General features: G+C 67.8%; 17 protein-coding genes. 10 read left to right on the plus strand and 7 right to left on the minus strand.

The features are described from left to right. Window positions 1-2 precede the first annotated feature (2 nt). Complete coding sequence (locus BMX29_RS04740; RefSeq protein ID WP_139196930.1) at window positions 3-1,331, plus strand: porin family protein; 1,329 nt, start codon at window positions 3-5, stop codon at window positions 1,329-1,331. Here BMX29_RS04740 and BMX29_RS04745 read toward each other — a convergent pair. The 7 genes from BMX29_RS04745 to BMX29_RS04775 all read right to left on the minus strand — a co-directional run bounded on the left by BMX29_RS04745 (window position 1,279) and on the right by BMX29_RS04775 (window position 10,751). Beyond that, complete coding sequence (locus BMX29_RS04745; RefSeq protein ID WP_092810848.1) at window positions 1,279-1,830, minus strand: glycosyltransferase; 552 nt, start codon at window positions 1,828-1,830, stop codon at window positions 1,279-1,281. The two genes, BMX29_RS04740 and BMX29_RS04745, sit on opposite strands and share 53 nt — an antisense overlap. Then, window positions 1,827-2,306: a glycosyltransferase family protein gene (locus BMX29_RS04750; protein ID WP_043843962.1), complete on the minus strand. Its 480-nt coding sequence runs from the start codon at window positions 2,304-2,306 to the stop codon at window positions 1,827-1,829. The genes BMX29_RS04745 and BMX29_RS04750 overlap by 4 nt, the downstream gene beginning before the upstream one ends. Before the next feature lie 55 nt (window positions 2,307-2,361). Continuing rightward, complete coding sequence (locus BMX29_RS04755; RefSeq protein WP_092810850.1) at window positions 2,362-3,729, minus strand: sugar phosphate nucleotidyltransferase; 1,368 nt, start codon at window positions 3,727-3,729, stop codon at window positions 2,362-2,364. Window positions 3,730-3,751: 22 nt separating this feature from the next. Further along, window positions 3,752-5,365: a VPLPA-CTERM-specific exosortase XrtD gene (gene xrtD, locus BMX29_RS04760; protein WP_092810852.1), complete on the minus strand. Its 1,614-nt coding sequence runs from the start codon at window positions 5,363-5,365 to the stop codon at window positions 3,752-3,754. Then, window positions 5,362-7,854, minus strand: a complete 2,493-nt coding sequence (locus BMX29_RS04765; RefSeq protein ID WP_092810854.1) for a tetratricopeptide repeat protein — start codon at window positions 7,852-7,854, stop codon at window positions 5,362-5,364. Before BMX29_RS04765 ends, xrtD begins: the two co-directional genes overlap by 4 nt. A gap of 898 nt (window positions 7,855-8,752) precedes the next feature. Further along, window positions 8,753-9,436, minus strand: coding sequence for a LuxR C-terminal-related transcriptional regulator (locus BMX29_RS04770; RefSeq protein ID WP_092810856.1), 684 nt, complete (start codon window positions 9,434-9,436; stop codon window positions 8,753-8,755). Between the two features lie 430 nt (window positions 9,437-9,866). Beyond that, window positions 9,867-10,751 carry a LysR family transcriptional regulator gene (locus BMX29_RS04775; protein ID WP_244889145.1) on the minus strand — a complete coding sequence of 295 codons (885 nt, stop codon included), beginning with the start codon at window positions 10,749-10,751 and terminating at the stop codon, window positions 9,867-9,869. A gap of 104 nt (window positions 10,752-10,855) precedes the next feature. On the opposite strand from BMX29_RS04775, the gene BMX29_RS04780 reads away from it, so the two are divergent. From BMX29_RS04780 to BMX29_RS04815, 9 genes are all read left to right on the plus strand, one after another. Then, complete coding sequence (locus BMX29_RS04780) at window positions 10,856-11,611, plus strand: DUF4386 domain-containing protein (RefSeq protein ID WP_092810860.1); 756 nt, start codon at window positions 10,856-10,858, stop codon at window positions 11,609-11,611. Window positions 11,612-11,932: 321 nt separating this feature from the next. Continuing rightward, the gene (locus BMX29_RS04785; RefSeq protein ID WP_092810862.1) at window positions 11,933-13,033 is read left to right on the plus strand and encodes a Calx-beta domain-containing protein; all 1,101 of its coding nucleotides are present in this window, start codon (window positions 11,933-11,935) and stop codon (window positions 13,031-13,033) included. Then, on the plus strand, window positions 12,967-13,914 hold the full coding sequence (locus tag BMX29_RS19730; RefSeq protein WP_175471128.1) for a hypothetical protein: 948 nt from the start codon (window positions 12,967-12,969) through the stop codon (window positions 13,912-13,914). The genes BMX29_RS04785 and BMX29_RS19730 overlap by 67 nt, the downstream gene beginning before the upstream one ends. Continuing rightward, window positions 13,811-14,518: a calcium-binding protein gene (locus tag BMX29_RS19735; RefSeq protein WP_092810864.1), complete on the plus strand. Its 708-nt coding sequence runs from the start codon at window positions 13,811-13,813 to the stop codon at window positions 14,516-14,518. Before BMX29_RS19730 ends, BMX29_RS19735 begins: the two co-directional genes overlap by 104 nt. Window positions 14,519-14,636: 118 nt before the next feature. Then, window positions 14,637-16,124, plus strand: a complete 1,488-nt coding sequence (locus BMX29_RS04795; protein WP_092810866.1) for an aldehyde dehydrogenase family protein — start codon at window positions 14,637-14,639, stop codon at window positions 16,122-16,124. A gap of 52 nt (window positions 16,125-16,176) precedes the next feature. Then, a complete protein-coding gene (locus tag BMX29_RS04800; RefSeq protein WP_092810868.1) occupies window positions 16,177-17,049 on the plus strand; it encodes an NAD(P)-dependent oxidoreductase in 873 nt (290 codons plus the stop codon). Window positions 17,050-17,135: 86 nt separating this feature from the next. After that, window positions 17,136-18,116 carry a TRAP transporter substrate-binding protein gene (locus BMX29_RS04805; protein ID WP_043843676.1) on the plus strand — a complete coding sequence of 327 codons (981 nt, stop codon included), beginning with the start codon at window positions 17,136-17,138 and terminating at the stop codon, window positions 18,114-18,116. A 49-nt stretch (window positions 18,117-18,165) separates the two neighbouring features. Beyond that, a complete protein-coding gene (locus BMX29_RS04810) occupies window positions 18,166-18,690 on the plus strand; it encodes a TRAP transporter small permease (protein ID WP_092810870.1) in 525 nt (174 codons plus the stop codon). Beyond that, window positions 18,683-19,966: a TRAP transporter large permease gene (locus BMX29_RS04815; RefSeq protein WP_092810872.1), complete on the plus strand. Its 1,284-nt coding sequence runs from the start codon at window positions 18,683-18,685 to the stop codon at window positions 19,964-19,966. Before BMX29_RS04810 ends, BMX29_RS04815 begins: the two co-directional genes overlap by 8 nt. The last annotated feature ends 248 nt before the right edge of the window (window positions 19,967-20,214 follow it).

The following is a 20,214-nucleotide window of genomic DNA, read 5'->3' on the forward strand; positions in this document are numbered from 1 at the left end:
ACATGCGGGCAACACAACTCGGCTGCCTTTTCCTGGGCCTCGGCGGTGCATTCGCCGGGGCTCAAATGGGCTTGGCGCAAGAAACCGGCGGCCTCACCGGGCGGGCCACGCTCGGGGCCGGACTGCGCCATGAGGACGGAACCACCACCCCGGTGGGCGAGATCGGCGTCGCGCTGTCTTCGATCACCCGAACCGAGACCCTGGGCCTGTCCTTCGGCACGGTGCTCGCGCGCGGCGGCGGGCAGGGCGATGACGAGACCGACATCGACGCTGGCCTGAGCTATTCCAGACTTGGACCGCGCAGCGGTCTGTCCTTCGACCTTGGCTATGTCCGAAACGATGTGGGCGTTCTGACCTCCGAGGAAGAGACGCTCGACCCCGACGCTCTGCGTTTCGACTCCGGCAAGCGCACGGTGGCGGATGCCGCCCTGCGCTACGTGTTCGGGACCGACATGCCGGTGGGCGGGGACGTCGGGATCGAGACCCGTGACGTGTCCTATTCCGGCTTGCCGGACGGCGCGCTCGAGGATTTCCGCACGCGCGGCGCCGACGCCACACTGCGCTTTGCGCTGACGCCGACGGCGGACCTGCGGCTCTCGGCCGAGACCTCGCGGACCGAGTCCGAGGGCGATGGCGAGGATGCGGACCGGTCGGTCGCCACGGTCGGGCTCGACGTTCAGGTGTCGCCCTCACTCGAGGCGACGCTGGGCCTCGGCGTGTCCGAAATGCGGCGGAGCGCGCCGGGCGTGGATAAGGAAATCGACCGCGGCCCGGAGATCGAGCTTGGTCTCGTCCGCAGTGTCCGGGACGGTACTTATGGCTTGCGGGCGACCCACGTGCTCACCGGTGACGGCCCCCGGACCGAGCTCCGCGCGACACGTGTGCGGACGCTGCCGACCGGGGCTCTAACCTGGGAACTCGGCGCGTCCCATGCCGACGAGTTCGGGCTCGATCCGGTTCTGGCCCTGGGCTACGAGCGCAGCACGCGCGCCGCGACCCTCTCGGTGGCGCTGGCGCGCGAGATCGAGGCGGATTTGTTCGGCGATACCTTCGCGTCGGACTCGCTGGCGCTCGGGCTGCGGCGGGATCTCACGCCGCGCGCGGACCTTACCGCCGGTGTCGCCTATCGCGACGTCGAACCCTTCGCCGACGGGGTGGCCGAGGTCGAGCGGCTCGAGATGTCCTTCGGCGTGAACTACGCTCTGACTCGTGATGTCGACCTTCGGCTGAGCGCAGAACGGACCCGTATCCGCACGGGCGGATCGGAGGCGGACCGGGTCACGAACTCGGTCTTTCTGGGGGTGGAGCGGGGTATCGACTGGCGTCCGTGAGATCGCCACGCAGGACCGCCGAGCGCTCGCGCTGCCGGATGAACCGCGACAGGCCATCGATCAAGGCGGCTTTCGAGGGGCCGGGCTGGCTGCTCGCGGGGCACAACGCGTGATCCGACAACAGGCGAAAAAGGTCGCTGGTCTGCCAGGCGATGTGGATCCCCGGCACGTGGGTCAGCGCCGCGACCGTGGCCATTTGGTGATCGTTGCGATGCTCCTGAAGGGCGTGGCGGCGCGGCATGACGATCAGCGGTTTGCCGTAGCGCTTGGCCGACAGGATCGTGCCGATCCCGGCATGGGCGACCACCAGCCGCGCGGAGCGGAAGAGCTCGTCGAACTCCTCGGGACTGATCATGTCTCGCGCCACGAGGTGCTCCGCGGCGCTGTCGTCTCCGCCGACCTGAGCATGGACCGGCTCTGCCGTGGTTTCGGCGAAGGCATCCATCGCCCGGATCAGGCGCGGAAACGGCAGTTGCGTGCCGACGGTCACGAAGATCATAGCACCGCTCCGAAATAGCGCGCGCCGGTGGCCCGCGCGACATGCGGCCACTGGCTGACCCAGAGGTCCGCCATGCGTCGCGCAAGCATGCCCGACAGCGACATGCGCTCGGCATTGGCGACCGAGTCGACCCAGATTGTGCGGGCGCCGATCCCCTTCGACAGGACCAGCGCCACGACCCCGGGAAGCGCGCCGGTGGTGATGACCACGTCGGGACGGAAGCGGATCAGCCGGACCAGTATGGCCCAGGCCGATCGCGCCGCCCGGCGCCGGCTGTTTCTGTTGCAATCGGGAATGACGACGGCGGGTCCGGCGGAAAACTGGTCGGCAAGCCCGTCCAGTGTCGTGGCATAAAGCACGTCGCATCCCTCGAACGCGTCGCGCAATTCCATGAGTTGCTGCCAATGCCCGCCGGCGGATGCGATGGCGAATATCCGCGTTTTCCGTCCGGACCGGTTTGTGTCGAATATCGTCATGTCGAAATCCAATGCGGAAAGAAACGTTCCTATACGTGATCTGATCGGAAAAGGATCAACAGCGGTTGTATATATCCTCGTATCTCTCGATATCGTCTTCACCGAGATATTCGCCGGTCTGGACTTCGATGAGGTACATCGGAACCTTTCCGGGGTTGGCCATGCGATGCACGGTGCCGACGGGGATGTAGACCGAGCCGTTTTCGGGCACGAGCCTGACCTCCTCGCCCACGGTCACCTGCGCCGATCCGCCGACCACGACCCAGTGCTCGGATCGGTGGACGTGGCTTTGCAGGGACAGCACGCCGCCCGGCTTCACCATGATGCGCTTCACCTGGAAGCGGTGGCCGAGGACCAGCGTCTCGTACCAGCCCCACGGGCGGTGATAGCGGGGATGGTCGGTGGCCTGCGGCGCCTCCGTCCGCCTGAGCCGCGAGATCGCCTCGGGCAAGGCATCGAGGTGATCGCGGTCGGCGACGAGCACGGCGTCGCGGGTCGCGACGGCCACGGTGTTCGACAGCCCCAGCCCGACGACCTGGATTGCCGGGTCCTCGCTGCGCAGGAGGCTGTCGCGGCAGCGCACGCCCACGGCCGGACCGGTGATCGCGACGCCGTCGCCATCCTTTTCGAGCAGGTTCCAGACCGACGACCACGTGCCAAGCGCCGTGCACGGCGCCGCCATCGGCGCCCGCAGCGTCGGCATCGGACCCGAGACGACCATCTCGGTGAAGTCGCAGGGCGCGACACCGTCGAAAGCGGTCGCATCGAGGCGCATCACGCCCGGCTCCGCCGGTGCATCCGCCACCGCGTGGCGACAGGCCTCCAGCATCTCCGGCGCCGCGGCCTTGAAGAGCGCGATCAGATCATCGCGCCGGAGCAGGGCCGCGCCGGTCAGCGCGCCGTCGTCTGGGTCCGGCACCGAACGCAGGCGGGCCGCCGCGCCGCCGTCGCCGCCGACCACCGCCATCTGGCGCGGGGCCACCTCCTCGACAACCTCCTCGGTGAAGAGGAGCGCCGTGCCCGGTCGCAGGCTGGCGGCGGCGGCTTGCAGTCCCTCGGCGAACAAAGCGCCGGCATCGCGCGCGTAGTCCACGGGCAGAACAAGCACCATCGCTTCGGCGTCGTCCTCGATCGCCAGTGCCGAGGCGAGCACCGCGGCGGCGGTGCCGAGGCCTGCGGGTTCGATGGCCAGACGCAGGTCGATCATTCCGATCTCCTGGGCCTGCCCCGCGGCGAGAAAGCGGTAGTCCTCGACCGTCGTGACGACAGGCGCCGCGATGCCCGGACCGGCGAGCCGCGCCAAGGTCTGCTGAAAGGCCGACCGCTCGGACATGATCGAGGCGAACTGTTTGGGAAAGGTGTCTCGGGACGACGGCCAGAGCCGGGCGCCGCGGCCGCCACAGAGAAGGATGGGATGGATCATCTGAACTCTCCTCGAACCAGGATCACAGCGGAATGTGGGCGGGCAGGTGCGGCAGGCTCGACCGCATGGTGTCGGCCAGGCGCTGCTCGGCGTCGGCTACGGTCTCGTCGGGTCGGATCGGCGTCACGAAGCGGACGAAGGCGCCATCGGTGCGCCGGTCCAGGATGCCGCTCCTGAAGACCCGCAGCTTCGTCTCGATTGCCGAGGCGCGGCGCGCGCCGTTCTGCTCGAACCAGAACAGGACGACCTGCCGCTCGCGCCCGCGGGTGATGATCGCCCGTGTCGCGGTGAAGGTGGCGTAGGGCGTGCCGGTCATGTCCACCGGCCGTGTGGAGATGTCGGTGATGTCCCAGCCGTCGTTGGGCAGGCAGATCGTCGGCGAGTGCAGGCCCGAGCCCTCGCTTAGGTCGCGGTAATAGGCGGCGAAGAGGTTGACCGGGGCGGCTTCTGCGGCGGCGCCGGAAAACGTCACATCGAGGTAGTCGCTGGCCGCCAGCACGCGCGCGATGCCGGGATCGAGTTCGCCCGGCGCGGCGACCATCCCGTCGAGGCGCAGCGGGAAGGCGGCAAAGCCCGCGCGCGCCGGTTGCAGCGGTGTGCGATCCGGAATGAGCGCGAGCGCGCCGCAGGTGACCAGCGCCGCGACAGCGAGGCCTATAAGCGACCGGGGCGCGGCGGCGGCGCCGGCACGGTGCGCGAGGCGCCCGATGCCCTGGGTGCTGAAATCGTAGACCGGGCCGGCGGGGGCCGCCCGCAGGCGCACCGGTGTGGCCGCCCGCAGCAGGATCGGCAGGAGCCCGAGGCAGAGGATGCAGACCAGCAGAACGCTCCAGCCCTCGACCGCGTGGACGGTGTCGCCGATCACCGAGGGGCCGATGCGGTCCACGGCGATTGCCGTGGCCGCGATCCGGAGCGCGTTCATCACCACCGCCAGCGGCACAGCTGCGCCGATCATCAGAGCCTTGTGCCACAGGGGCGCGCGGGCGAGAATCGCGAAGAAGCCGGCGAAGCACAGGATCGGAAAGACGAATTGCAGGCCGGCGCACGCATCCGCCACCTGTAGCTGCACCACGCCGAGGTCGATCACGTTGCCGCTGAGGAAGACCGGCACGCCGAGCGCGCGGATGACCCAGACCGCGATCTCGGAGGACAGCAGGCGCAGGGTGGTCGTGGTTTCCCATTGCACGATCTGCGGCAGCGGAAGCATCAGTACCAGCAACAGGAGCGGTCCGACCGCGCGACCCAGGTTCGCCGGTCCGACCGCCGCGAGGACTAGCGCGGCAAGCCAGAGCACGAGGCCATACGCGGCCAGATCGCCGATCCCCGTCAGGTGCCCCGTGACGCCGAGCGCAAGCGCCGGCAGGCCCAGCCCGTAGGGCAGGCCGAAGCGGGCGTGGCCGGTCGCGGGCGCCGTCCGGGTTTGCTCGCGCAGCGCGCGCACCAGAAGAAAGGCGACCATCGCCGGCACTGCCGGCCCGTGGGCGTAGGCGGTCGTGGTCCAGTGTGCCGCCAGCTCCTCCAGCCCTGGCCAGAACGCCGGCACGCCGAGCAGCAGTGCCGCGACCCAGACGATGGGGGCGGAGCCGATACGGCGTAGCGCAGCGTGGCGCGGCAGGTGAGAATCGACGACGGTCATGGCCTGGCCTCTGCCAGCCGAGTCAGTTCGGCCATCGCGGCGCGGGCGGTTTCCACGTCCGAGGGCGTGCCGGTTTCGGCGGCGGCGGCGTAGTGCGTCATCGCTGTGTCGGTCTGGCCAACCACGCGATGCGCCTCTGCCGCGTGCAGGCGGATTTCTCCGTCCTCCGGGCGCAGCTCGGCCGCTTTTTCGAGCAGCGGCAACGCGGCCTGAACCTCGCCCTTCCGGAAGAGTAGCCAGGCGTAGGTGTCCATGAACTCCGGCACCGAGCTGCCCTCGAGATCGGCCGCAACCTCGGTCGCGCGGTCCAGCGCGTCGGGCGCGTCGGTTGTGACCAGCAAGCGGGCGAGGTTGTTGCGCACCGGCATGTTGCGCGGATGGGCCGCGAGCAGCACCTCGTAGGTCTCGATGGCGGCAGCGACATCGCCGGTCTCGGTCTCGAGCAGCGCCTGCTGCCAGGCAAGTTCCGGCGCCGTGGGCAACACGGAGCGGCCCTCGTCCAGGACCTGCCGCGCGGCCTCGGGGTCGCCGAGGCGCCGCTCGATCTTGACCAGCTCGACCCAGAGGTCCTCCACCTCGGGTGCCTCGGTCAGTACCGCGCGGTAGGTTTGCGCCGCCGTTTCGAGATCGCCACGGGCGGTGTGCAGCGCCGCGGCCACAACCTGCAGGGCAAGGCTGTCGGGGAAGCGCGCCCGTCCCGCCTCGAGCGCCCGCAGCGCGTCGTCCGGCCGCCCCGCCGCGAGGTAGGAGCGCACGATCGCCGCGTATCCGAACACCGCCTCCCGGGTCGAGGTCATCGAGGTGTCGAGCGCGGCGAGCGCCAGCTCGACCCCGCGCTCGGTCGCAAGACGTTCGAGCCGCAGCTGTTCGGCGGCCACGTGCGCGGCCGGGTCGGAGAGGGCGGCCAGCCGTTCCTCGATCACCACGCTCCAGCCGAAATCGCCCGCGTCCTGGTAGAGCGCTCCGAGCTGTGCCAGCACGCGCGGGTCCTCGGGATGCGCGAGGAGCGACAGGTTGAGGGCGTCGCGGGCGGTGTCTTCGATCCCTGCCGCGGCGAGGTGACGGGCGTAGACGATGGTCGGGTCGGGCGCGTTGTTCGACACCGCCATCGACTGCGAAAAGTGCTGAAGCGCCAGCGACGAGCGCCCAAGCGCGTCATAGGCCGTCGCGATAAGCTGGTGGGCCGTCACGTCGTCGGGACGAATGCCGAGGGCGGTCCGGAGCGGCGCGATCGCCGCCTCGACATGGCCCATTTCGATAAGCCGGCGGGCATAGAGAACACCAGCATCCACGTGGCGCGGGCTTTCGGCGTGCAGGGCTGCGAGTTCGTCGAACGCTGCGCCCTCATCACCTTCGGCCTCCAGCATCCGCACCAGCGCCAGCCGTTCGTCGGCGCGATCGGGGCCGGCGGGCAGCGCAGCGACGACCGCGCGCATCTCCAAGATGGCCTCGTCCGTGCGGCCGGTGTCGAACAAAAGCGTGGCACGCAGCGCGGCGAGATCAGGCGTGGACCCGGGGTCGGTGTCGAGACGATCGATCTCGGCGATGGCGCTGTCCGGCCCGCGATAGGCCGCGAGGAACCGCAGGAGGGCTGCGCGTGCGACCGGGGTGGCGATCTCGGGATCGGCTCGCAGCGTGGCTTCGGCGGCGTCGAGGTCGTCAGTTTCGATCAGCCAGGATACCAGCATGGCCCGCAGGTCGCCGCGGTCCGGCGCCGTGTCGACGATCTTCGTCATCTGAAGGGTGACTTCCTCGGGCCGGTCGAGCCGGTAGAGCAGCTTCACGCGTGACAGCATGAGTTCGAGGTTTTCGGGCAGCGCGTCCAGCCCCGAGTCGATGGCCCCGAGCGCGGCGTCGGGATCGTCGGCCGTGAGGTATCCGTCGGCAATGACGGCGTGGCCGGACATGAGGCCGGGCAGGGCGTCGCTGTCGGCGACCAGGCGCGCGTGCGCCTGCTTGCGCTGGGCCTCGTCACCGGCTTGCACGGCCTCGGTGTAATCGAGCAGCGCGCCGCGGAACGCGATCCCGGGATCCGTCCCGGCCTCGTCCGCGATCGGCGCATAGAGGGTCGTCGCAAGCGGCCAGTCCGCGTCGTCCAGCGCGAGGTCGAGAAGCATGATCCGGGCGTCGCGATGCTCGGGCGCAGTCTCGAGGAGCCGCATCAGGTGCGCGGTCGCGGTGTCGGTCGCGCCGGCCTCCAGGAAGAGGCCGGCCAGGATGAAGCGCGCGTCGATGTCGTTCGGGGTCAGTTCGAGCACGTTGCGCAGCTCGATCTCGGCGCGCGCGGTATCACCCTCTTCGAGGTAGCCCGAGGCTGCTGCGAAGTGCGCGGCGGCTTTCTCCTCCGCGGAGCGGCACCCCGGCAGGGCGAGCATGGCGACAAGAGATGTCGCCACCAGCGCACGACGCAGCGCCGCGGCGGAGGTCCGGCGGGCGCGGAGAGATGCGAGACGTGACTGGGCAGTGGATGGCTGGTCGAAGCTGGGCATGAAAGAATGCGGTGCTCTCGATATAAAGTTGAGGCGATGCGGAAATGGACGGCGTGACGTTCTGAAAGTATTTGAGTTTAGCGGGTCGGGTGCTAGCGGTGCTCTGCATGTCCCGGGTAGGCGAAGAAGAGCTGTATCCTCGGAATAGGTATTATGCGTCTGTTTCGTCCGCGCGAGCGAGGCGAAATTGCCGGGATTGGGGTAACAAATCCCGGCGGTTCGCTAGCGGGATAAGGGTATCAAAGCGTCTATGAATAGAGGCGTTAAATGGTCAGTACAAAGTGTATGGCACCCTCGCGGGCCCGGCGATGCCTCGATGAAGTCAGCCAAATTGCTGTCGCCGGTCAGCATGTAGACTGTAGCAACAATCCGCCGACGGGGTCATCGCCTTACGGTGAACACCACGGGTACAGGTGTTTAAGTATTTGTTTGAAATGTATAAAGTTTAGTACTGGTAGAAATTCGTTCGACTAATGCTCGCTTAGGTTGTGGCGCTGTTCTCGCGAGCCGTGTCACCAGTTGTGGCCGCTTGAACGCCGCTCTCGCCGCCAGGGTCGAGCACGGGCGCGGGAACGCCGTGGCGTGAAAAATGCGACGCCGGACGACGTCGCTTTCCGTCAGAGATTCCGTGGGCGGTGGAAATTGCGCGGGGGAGGACCGAATAATTATCAGTCCTCACCTTTGGCAAAAATGAGGCCGGGCGCACACGGGAACGAACAATGCAGCAGGTGGCTGAAAAATTTAATTATCACTGGAAACTGCAATATAAGAAGTCCGAACATCGGTGCCAGAAGACGTAATATTCCGGTTCCCGCGCTGATATTAGCCGGCTTCGGGACGGGGCCGTTTTCGTGCCCACGCGAACCTGCGCGGAGGAGTGGTCTCCGCGCGGTGACGGTCAGGCGCCGTGCTGCTGGACCAGCGCGCTCTTGAGATCGGCGAAGGACTTCAGCCTGGTCTTGAAGAAGATGTTGTGCAGATGCGTGCTGAGGGTCGAGTTGCTGATCCCCAGCTGCTCGCGGATCTCCGTGCGCGTGCTGCCCGTGGCCACGAGATTGCAGACGGAATACTCCATCCGGCTGAGGTTCAGCGGGTTGTGGAAGGACAGGATATCGCGCGTGATCGGCGGAACCTCGGCCTTGGGGCAGGTGGTGTGCTCGACCGCGTGGTTGACCTTGAGAACGCCGCGCACCCGCGCGATCCAGAGCGCCGACAGGGCGGTGGAGATCGTCTCGATCGAGGTGACCTGCTTGAACGAGACCGGATAGGTCAGGCAGATCTCGAGTGTGTCCACGTGGGTGTCGGTCTTTTCCAGCGTGACGACGATCACGGACTTGATGCCGCGCGCTCTCAGGAAATACTCGATACGGGTGAGCTGCTTCAGCTCGGTCGGCCCCAGCTGGGTCGCGGTTGCGACCTCGGACGATCCCGCGCCTTTGGCGAAAATCTCGCGCGCGGCGGAGTAATTGAACTCCGGCACGTTGCGCCCGGCGCGCGCGAAGGCGTCGTAGGTCAGGTGCGGCTGCGCCGGCCCGCCTTCGGAAATTGCGATACGCGATACCGTCACGACGGCGGCATCCATGACATCGGAGAGGGTCTTCAGGGCCAGGACGAGTCTCGACTTGCCACGCGCGGCTTCCCACCATGCAGTCAGAAAAGATGGAATGTCCGCCTTTGACGTCTCGAACTTCGGTCCGGCCCCCGCACACGACGAGGTTCCGGTACGCACTGGACTAAAACTCCAACACAAAATGTTAAGTTAAAAATTCATTAACTCACATAACATCCGCTGAAGACGTGCCGTGCGTCCATGTTTTTCCTGCCGGTCTCGCGCGACGCACGGCAAAACGATGATTTTTTCCCGCGTCGCGTTTATCGTTTGTGCGCAAACGGCAACCCCGGGTTGTGTCTGCGCCAAGATTGCACCCAAAAGATGAGGCCTGCCCCGCGGCAATCGTGTGACGGGTGAATAATTCGAACTTGATTCGATTTTCTCGGAGGGTGCCAGCTTGTCAGCTCAGTCCCTCGGCGAGACTGTCCCACACCGCGCGCAACCGGCGCGAGCGGCGCATGTCGCGATGCGCGGTCAGCCAGACGGGAAAGGGGACCGGGTCGAGGGTCGGCAGGATACGCTCCACCCCCGGCTCGGCGTCGCCGATACGGTCGTCCACGACACCGATCGCCATGCCCCTGCGCACCAGCTCCCATCCCGTGACGAAATGCGATGTCCGCCAAGGAAACCGCATCGCCTCCACGGGGAAGCCGCGCGCGGCGAGCAGAGCGCGCGCGGCTCCCGTGCGGTCGATCTCGACACAGGGCGCCCCGGCAAAGCCCGTGGGAACCTCGGGGCGTCCCAGGCGCTCGAGCAGAGTCGATGCCGCGTAGAACCGCGCCGCGGCGTCGCGCAGCCGCGTCGCCACCAGGTCGCCTTCGGTCGGGCGGACGTTACGGATGGCGATGTCGGCCTCCTTACGCCGCAGGTCGGACAGGGCGTTGTCGACGACGATCTCCACCCGGATGCCGGGATGGGTCGCGTAGAGACGCGCAAGAATGGGGGGCAGGAGACAGACCGCATCGATGTCCGAGACCGACACCGCCACCTCGCCATCCAGCGCATCGGTCTGGCCCGCGGCCGAAAGTGCCAGAGCGCCGGCGCCGTCGCCCATCGCCCGGGCATGACCCAGCAAGTCGTGCCCTGCCGGGGTCAGCAGCAGCCCGCGGCCCGTTCTCTCGAACAGCGCGACGCCCAGCTCCCGTTCGAGGGCCTCGACCTGGCGACCCAGGGTAGGTTGCGCCAGCCCGAGAGCGCGCGCGGCGGCAGAGAGCGAGCCTTCCTCTGCGGTGACGAGAAACGCCCGCACCCGGTTCCAGTCGAAGGTCACGGCCCGCCAATCCATGCGAATATGCATATCAGTTCGGCGTCATCGGGCAATATCGCATGAGGCCGCGGCGAAGTAGGCAGGCGACATCCGACACGCCTTGCCCAGAAGGGAGGTCCCTCATGCCCGTCCGTTTTCCAATCTCCGCCGACCCGGCCTCTCGCAGCTTCGCTAAGGGTGCCGGGGCGCTCTATCTCGTCATCGCCGCGGCGGGGTTCTTCTCGATCCTCTGGGTGCCGTCGCAGCTCACGGTCCCGGGCGACCCGGCCGCGACCGCCGCGCAGGTCGCGGAGAACCGGGGACTCTTCCTCGCGAGCGTCGGCGGCGACGCGGTGATGATGACCGCCGAAGCCGTGCTGTCGGTCATGCTCTACGCGATGTTCAGACCGTTCGGTGCCGTGCTCGCGCTGGCCGCGATGGTCGCGCGGTTGATGATGGCCGCGGTGATGGCGGCCATGCTGCTGCCCCAGGCAGGGATCCTCGCGCTGGCGTCGCACGAGGCGCCGCTCGTCGCGCTCGACGCAGTCCAGCGCGCCGAACTCGCGTGGGTGCTGCGCCAGGCGCATGATGCCGGGGTTTGGGTCTGGCAGGTGTTCTTCACGCTCCACCTGTGGCTGCTCGGGTTGCTCGCCTGGCGGTCGGGCGCGGTGCCGCGCGTGCTGGCGGCGGGGCTGGTCGTGGGCGGCACGGGCTACCTCGTGGACAGTGTGCGCGCGGTGGCCGCGCCGGGCTCCGACGTGCTGACGGGGATCGGGGTGGCGCTGTTAGCTATTGTGACGCTGGCCGAGATCGGGTTCGCACTTTGGTTGCTGGTGCGAGGCCGCATACCGAGTTCGCGTAAAGCGGGAATCCCGAAAGGTGCGTCATCGCAGGGTTGACCAATCGTCAACAATATGGGTCAATCCAGCGAATATTAGGATTTTCTGACCCGTCGATTTTCCGGTCGGCCCGGCGCATGGCGCAGGGGCCGACGCTTGGCCCACGATCGCCATCCGACTTCCGCGCGGTGCTATCCTTTTCGCTCTGACCCGAATGTCGGGCGGGCGTCCGCGCAGAGCTTCGCCCCGTCCCCGAACCCGTGTGCACCGAACAATCCGTTCGTGCCGCGTCCGCGAGAGGCGACGGGAGCCGACCTTTCGGCACCACGGTCTTCGGACCGGCATTTTAGATCGAATTTTCAGCACCGGGAGAGGCCCCACATGCCCATAGTCACAGTCGCACCCACATCCAATTTCGAAGCGACCAGCATTCAGGATCCGAACTATCTCAACTGGACGGTGTCGTTGTCCGAGGCCTCGGACGAGGCGACCGCCATTGGCTGGTCCATCACGGGTGGCACGGCCTCCGTGGGCACCGACGTCAGAGGCTCCACTTCCGGAACCCTTACGATCCCTGCCGGGCAGACGGCCGGCCGGATCTCCATCCGGATCGACGGCGACAGTGTCGAGGAAACCGACGAGGCGGTCGTGTTGGAACTCTACGGCCTGTCGAACGCGGAATTCGAGGACGGCGCCCCGACGCTGCGGACGATCGGTTGGGTTCTCGATGACGACGGCAGCGGCACCAAGCGAGCCCTGTTCTCGCCGGGACAAGGCGTGCCTGAAGGCGATTCCGGAACCCGCGAGGTCGGTATAGACCTGTTCCTGTCCCGCGCGCCCGATGCCCCGTTCGACGTGGTTTACCGCACGCTCGATGGCTCGGCGCAGGAGGGTGCGGATGTGACGGGTGGTTCCGGCACGCTGACCTTCGCCCCCGGCCAGACCGAAAACGGGTTTTCCGTGGGCGTCGTCGGAGACGAGGCGCCGGAGGCGAACGAGAGTGTCGAGATTTTCGTGGGTGCCCCCGACGCGGTGGCGTCAAGCTCGGTCGGGGCGCTGCGCATCCTCGATGACGACGGTGTCGAGGACTTGCCGGTGCTGTCGATCTCTCCGGTTTCGAACTTCGAGGCGACGAGCATCCAGGATCCCAATTACCTGATCTACTCGATTGCCCTGTCAGAGCCGTCTGGCGACCCGGTGGAGGTAGGCTTTTCGTTCCTGGGCGGCACCGCCTCGGTCGGAGAGGACGTTCGGGGGTCGACCACCGGTTTCGGACCATTGCGCCGGGTGCCACCGGAACGACGGCATTCATCCGGATCGACGGCGACTCCGAGGAAGAGACCGATGAGGCCGTCATCCTTGAGGTGTTCGCCAATGCCAACGCGGCGCTGCCCGACGGCGTCGGCTCGATCCGCATGCCGGGTCTCGTGCTCGACGACGACGGGGACGCCCGTGACGAGATCGTGCTCGGCCAGCCGGTGACCCTGGCCGAGGTCGCCTCGGTGACGACGGAATACGCCGTGCCGATCCGCCTCTCGCGCCCGGCCGAGGGCGAGTTGACCTTGTCGGTCGTCCTGTCCGGCTCGGGCGGGCCGGGGCTGTCGCTGATCGACGACGCGGTCACCTTCGCCGCCGGGCAGCAGGTGAGCTTCGCCCGGATCTCCGTGGTGGGGGACGAGACCTACAGCGGCGACGGCGCCCGCACCCTCAGCGCCTTCTCGACTGCGGACGGGGTCGTCCAGTTCGGTGAGCAGCGCCTGACCGTGATAGACGCCGAGGAAGAGCCCGTGGAGCTTCAGGTTCCCGCCACCGGCACCGTGGAGATCGACGGCGTTCTGCGGGCGACACAGACACTTTCTGTCGATGCCTCCGACTTGGCCGACGCCAATGGCCTTGGTCCGTTCTCCTACCAGTGGCTGCGCGGCACGACCGAGATCGCGGGTGCCACAGGCACCAGCTACACGCCCGTCACCGCGGATATCGGCAGCATCCTGTCGGTGGCCGTCAACTTCACCGACGGCCTGGGCCAACCCGAGACCGTGACCGGGGCGGCGGACGGGCTGATTGACCTGGCGCCGACCACTCCGGGCGCCGACGTCATCTCCGGCACGCCGGAGGGCGACCGGATCCTCGGCGGCGATGGCAACGACACCCTCGACGGCGCGGCGGGGGATGACGGCCTTCTGGGTGAGGCGGGCGACGATTCGCTGGTCGGGGGGGCCGGGCGACGACAACATCGCGGGCTCGGATGGCAACGACGTGGTCGATGGCGGCGACGGGAACGACTTCCTCGGTGGCGGTCTGGGCAACGACACGCTCCTTGGAGGCGAGGGATCGGACACGCTTGGCGGCGGGCAGGGTGACGATGCGCTCGCGGGGGGCATCGGCGACGACGTGGCCGCGGGCGGTCCTGGCGACGACCTTGTCGAGGGCGGGGCCGGCGACGACACCATGGGCGCTTCGTTCGGCGCGGACACGGTCTTGGGGCAGGGCGGCGACGACAGCCTCGGCGGTGGCACGGGCACCGACAGCATCGACGGTGGTACGGGCAACGACTCCATCGGCGGGGGCGAAGGCGACGACACCGTGATCGGCGGTGCGGGCAACGACTTCCTCGCCGGGGGCGGCCGCGACGACTCGATTGTCGGCGGCCCGGGCAACGACACGATCAACGGCGGCGCGGGCGACGACACGATGGTGGGCGGCGCCGGGGCTGACCTGTTCGTCTTCAACGACTTCACCCCCGGCGATGTGGACCGGGTGGTGGGCTTCGAGGACGGTGTCGATCGCTTCCGCATGGTCGGGGTGGAGAATGCGCCGGGCTCGGGGCTGCAGGGTTTCGTCGACGCGCTCGAGATCTCCGACGCGGCGGGCGGCGGAGTGACGATGAGCTTCAACGGACACGTCATCGAGGTCACGGGCGTAAGCGCGGCGGATCTCGGACTGGAGGACTTCATCTTCATCTGATCCGCGCCACCGGGGCGGGGCCGCTGCCTCGCCCCGGCACAAAGCGCAGTTCCATCGACTTGCACCCGGCGCCGGCTCCGGCCATCAACGCGGCACCGTGCAGCGAGGGGACAGCGACATGAAGGATTGGCAGGCATCCGTGGCAACGCTCTACGACGGATCGTTCCGACCGATGTTCGTGGACGGCGCCTGGCGCGCGGCCCGGTCCGAGCGCGAGATGCCGGCGACGAACCCCGCGGACGGCACACGCCTTGCCACGGTGCCGCGCGGGGATGCGTCCGATATCGACGACGCCGTCGCCGCCGCCCGCCGCGCCTTCGAGGGGCCATGGTCCAAGTTCACCCCCTACGAGCGCCAGAACCTCCTGCTCAGGATCGCCGAGCGGTTCGAGGCCGAGTGGGAGACGCTGTGCCTGTCCGACACCCTCGACATGGGGATGCCGATCCAGCGCACGCTCGCCAACCAGCGCCGCGTACTGGGGATGCTGCGCTTCTACGCGGGCCAGGCGGTCAGCGTGCACGGCCAGACCATCCCGAACTCGTTTCCGGGCGACATCTACTCGTCCACCGTGCGCGAGCCGGTGGGCGTGGTGGGCGCGATCATCCCGTGGAACGCCCCGATCGCGGGATCGGTCTGGAAAATCGCGCCGGCGCTCGCCACCGGCTGCACGGTGGTGCTGAAACCGTCCGAGGAGGCGTCGCTGACCGTGCTGATGATTGCCCGGATCATGCAGGAGGCGGGGCTGCCGGACGGTGTGCTCAACATCGTGACCGGGACCGGCGCCGAGGCGGGCGCCGCGCTGGCCGAGCATCCGGGCGTCGACAAGATCGTGTTCACCGGCTCCACCGCCACCGGGCAGGCCATCGCCCGCGCCGCGACCGGCAACCTCAAGCGCGTATCGCTGGAACTGGGCGGCAAGTCCCCGGTCATCGTCTGCCGCGATGCGGACATGGACAAGGCGGTGCCCGTGGCCGCCATGGCGGTCTTCGCCAATTCAGGCCAGATCTGTATCGCGGGATCGCGGCTTTTCGTGGCGCGCGAGATCCACGACGAGTTCGTGCGACGCGTGGCGGACTACGCCTCGAAGCTGAAGATCGGTCACGGCATCGCCACTGATACCGACATCGGCCCGATCATCTCGGCCCGGCAGGCCGAGCGCATCGAGGGCTACCTCTCGGCCGGTCCGGCGGAGGGCGCCGAGGTGGTCACCGGCGGCGGGCGCGCCACCGGCACGGGGCTCGACGGGGGGCACTTCTTCCATCCCACCGTCTTCGGCGGCGTGACCGACGAGATGAGCGTCGCGCGCGAAGAGATCTTCGGCCCGGTGATTTCCGCGATGCCATTCGACACGCTCGACGAGGTGGTCGCCCGCGCCAACGCGACGCCCTACGGGCTGGCGGCGGGCGTGTTCTCGACGCATCTCGGGACCGCCCACAAGCTGGCTCACCGGCTCAAGGCGGGCTCGGTCTGGGTGAACATGTATCACGCCATCGACCCGGCGGTGCCGTTCGGCGGCATGAAGATGTCGGGCTACGGCCGCGAGGGCGGCGCGGAACATGTCGAGGAATATCTCGACACCAAGGCGATCTGGATCAACGCGGACTGAGGGCCGGGCGCGCGGCGCGATCCGCGCACAGACCCAGGAGGGGGAGTTCACCATGAATGTCGGACTGATCGGCGTGGGCCTCATGGGCCATGGCATCGCACGCAACGTGCTGTCGCGGGGTGGCCACGCGCTGTCCTTCCTCGACCACCCGGGCAACCAGCCGACCGACGAGATCGTGTCGCTGGGCGGCCGGTCGGTCTCGAGCCCGGCCGAGATCGCGGCCGAGTGCGACGTGATCCTGCTTTGCGTCACGGGCGCGCCGCAGGTCGAGGCGGTGATGGAGGGGCTTTTGCCCGCGTTGCGCCCCGGCACGGTGGTGGTCGATTGCTCGACCTCGCTGCCCGAGACGACGCTGCGGATGGGTGCGCGTACCGAAGAGGTCGGCGGGGCCTATCTCGACGCGCCGATGACCCGAACGGCGGCGCACGCCCATGCCGGCACGCTCATTCTTCTGGTGGGGGGCGAGGCCGACACGCTCGAACGGGTGCGCCCGATCCTCGACAGCTTCACCGAGACGGTCACCCATGTCGGACCGCTCGGCCACGGGCACCGGCTCAAGCTTCTGCACAACTTCGTCTCGGTCGGGTTCATGACGCTACTCGCCGAGGCCGCCGCGCAATCGGCCGATGCGGGTGTCGATCCGGCGGTGCTGGTGGACGTGCTGGCCAACGGAGGTGGCGCGAGCGCTGCGCTCGACCGGCTCGCCCCGTTCATCGTGGATAACGACCGCAGCGGCCTGCCGTTCGCGGTGTCGAACGCCGCCAAGGACATCGATTACTACCGCGACATGGCCGAGGCCGCAGGCGCACAGCGCACCGTCGCGGACGGAGTGTCGTCGGCGATCCACGGCGTGTCCGAGGGGCAGGGCGGGCAGGCTTACGTGCCCGAACTGGTCCGTCTCTTCCGCAAGAGCGGCGGCGCGTGACGCGCAGGCGATAGCGCTCACGCGGGCGGGGTTGCCACCCCAAAAAGCCGCGTGTAGCAACATCGGGAAATTCCAGGGAGGAACACATGACGTATCGTTTCAGCGGGCTCGTCGCAGCCGGTGCGATTGTTGCGGCGGCCGGTCCGGCATTCGCGCAAACCGAGGTCAAGATCGGCTACGCGCTGGCGCCCGACAGCCATTACGGCGTCGCGGCACAGACCTTCGAAGAAGTCGTCACCGAGCAGACAGGCGACGCGTTCAGCTTCAAGCACTTCCCCTCGTCCGGCCTCGGCGGTGAGCGCGAGGTGATCGAGGGCCTGCAGCTGGGGACCGTCGAGGCGACGATCGTGTCCTCCGGCACGCTGGCCAACTTCGTGCCCGACACCGGCGTCTTCGACATCCCGTTCCTGTTCCGCGACCTGGAGCATGCACGCGCCGTTCTCGACGGCGAGATCGGGCAGGAGATTCTCGCCAAGTTCGACGACGTGGGCCTGCACGGCCTCGCATGGGGCGAGCAGGGTTTCCGCCACATCACCAACAACCGCAACGCCATCGAGACCCCGGCCGACGTCGAGGGTCTGAAGATCCGCACCATGGAGAACCCGGTCCACCAGGCGGCGTTCAACGCGATGGGCGCCGCGCCCACGCCGATGGCCTGGCCCGAGGTGATCTCGTCGCTTCAGCAGGGCGTGATCGACGGGCAGGAGAACCCGCTGTCGGTGATCGTGTCGGTGAAGCTCGACGAGGTGCAGGAATATCTGACGCTGTCGGGCCACGTCTATTCGCCCGCGATGCTGCTGGTGTCGAAGCCCTTCTGGGACGGTCTCTCGGACGAGCAGAAGGCGGCCTTCGAGACCGCCGCGGACGAGGCCGTTACCGCCATGCGTGGTTTCGTGGATGACGTGGAGACCACCGGCGTCGAGACGCTGAAGGAGCGCGGCATGAAGGTGAACGAGCTTTCCGCCGAGCAGAAAGCCCAGTTCCAGGAAGAGATCTCGTCGGCCTACGAGGGCTATTACGAGACCTACGGCCAGGACCTGGTCGACTCGATCGTGAACTTCGAATGACCGAGTGCCGGCGCCCCGGGCGGGCGCCGGCGCCGACAGGGGGCCTAGCGTGAAGCGGCTCGAACGCATTTTTGTCCGCGCCAACGGCTGGGCGCTGATCCTGATCCTGGGCGCGATGCCCCTGATCGTGGGCGCGAACATCGCGCTGCGCTACCTCACCGGGCATTCGCTGTCCTGGGCCGACGAGGCCGCGCGCTATCTCATGATCTGGATGACGTTTGTCGGTGCGGGCCTCGCGCTGCGTCTCGGCGCGCATGTCGCGATCACCAACCTGCAGGACGCGCTTCCCACCACGGGCCAGAAGCTTCTGCGTGGCGCGCTTGTCCTCGTCCTTCTGATCTTCTTCGGCTTCATGGTGTCGGTGGGCATCGAGTATGCCCAGCGGATGCAGTTCCAGCTGACCCCGGCGCTGCGGATCCCGTTCCTCTATGTCTACGCCGCGATGCCGGTGGGGTTCTCCCTGCTGATCGTCCACCTTCTGCTGATCGCGCCGCAATTCGTGCGGGCCGGAACCTACAAGGGGTCCGGCCCCGGCGACGAAGACGCGGCGCTGCGCGAGGGCGCCAATGGCTGAGATCCTCTTTCCTGCGCTCTTCGTGCTGCTCGCGCTCGGGCTTCCGGTCGCTTTTGCCATGGCGATCGCGGTCTTCGTCGCCCTGAGCTTCGGCTCGAGCTACCCGAACCTCGTCGTGGTGAAGGAGATGTTCTCGGGCCTCGACAGCTTTCCGCTGCTTGCCGTGCCGTTCTTCATCCTCGCGGCCGAAATCATGACCGCGGGTGCGGTGACCATGGCGATCCTGCGCCTCGCGCAATCCCTCGTCGGGCACCTGCGCGGCGGGCTGGGCCACGCCAACGTGGTCAGTTCCGCCATGTTCGCCGGTATCTCGGGCAGCGCGCTTGCGGACGCGGCGGGGCCGGGAGCGATGATGGTCCGCATGATGGAGAAGGGCGGCTACGACCGCGCCTATGCCGGCGCGCTGACCATCGCCAGTTCCGTGGTGGGGCCCATCATCCCTCCGTCGATCACCATGATCATCTACGCCATGCAGGACCAGCGGGTGTCCGTGGGGTCGCTGTTCATGGCGGGGGTGTTGCCGGGTGTTCTGATCACGTTGTTGGTGCTGCTCGCCAATGCGCGGGTGAGCCGGGCGCGGGGCTACGCTTCCGGCGCGCCGATGCCGTCGCTGCCCGAGATCGTGCGCATCTTCCTGCACGCCGTTCCGGCGCTCCTGCTGATCGTGCTGATCGTGGGTGGCATCCGCTTCGGTGTGTTCACGCCCACCGAGGCGTCGGTCATCGCGGTGTTCTACGCGCTCTTCGTGGGCATGTTCGTCTACCGCTCGTTTCGTCTGCGGGACCTGCCCGACACCATCCTGCGCGCGGCGATCGTCGCCGGGGCGGTGCTCCTGATCCTCGGCGCGGCGCGGGCCTTCGCCTGGGTGCTGATCATCGAGGGCATTCCCCAGATGCTGGCCGAGACCATCATCTCCTGGGACCTGTCGCCTCTGGTGTTCCTGCTGGCGGTGAACCTGCTGCTGCTGGCGTTCGGCCTGTTCATGGACCCGTTGCCGGGGGTGATGATCCTGGTGCCGATCCTCGCGCCCATCGCCTTCGCGCTGGGTATCGACCCCGACCACTTCGCCATCGTGGTGATTGTGAACCTGACGCTGGGACTGACCACGCCACCGGTGGGCAGCCTGATCTTTGTGGTCTCGTCCGCGGTGTCGCTCAAGCCGTCTCGGCTGATCCGGGAGATGCCGCCGTTCTTCGTTGCGCTCGGTCTGGCTCTTCTGCTGATCACCTTCGTGCCGGCGCTCTCGACCTGGCTGCCGGAAATCAGCGGCTTCTGAGCGCGGCGCCAGGGTCGCCCTTTCCCCCTGTTTCGAATGCTCTTCCGCGGGCACTGAGCGCCTATGAGTCGCGCCTCCCCGACGGCTGATCCGAATCACTCTCGGCACCGCACAACCGGGTTGCCGTCGGCTGCCGAAGCGGGAAGTGCGCCGTTGCGAAACTGTCTGTTTCGTCCGCAGAATCGCGGTGTGCAACCCTGAGGGGACACCTTGCCCGTCGCTGTTCAGCGGCAGCTTCCACCCAAATT

It is taken from the genome of Roseivivax marinus (assembly GCF_900109705.1).
Lineage (GTDB): Bacteria > Pseudomonadota > Alphaproteobacteria > Rhodobacterales > Rhodobacteraceae > Roseivivax > Roseivivax marinus.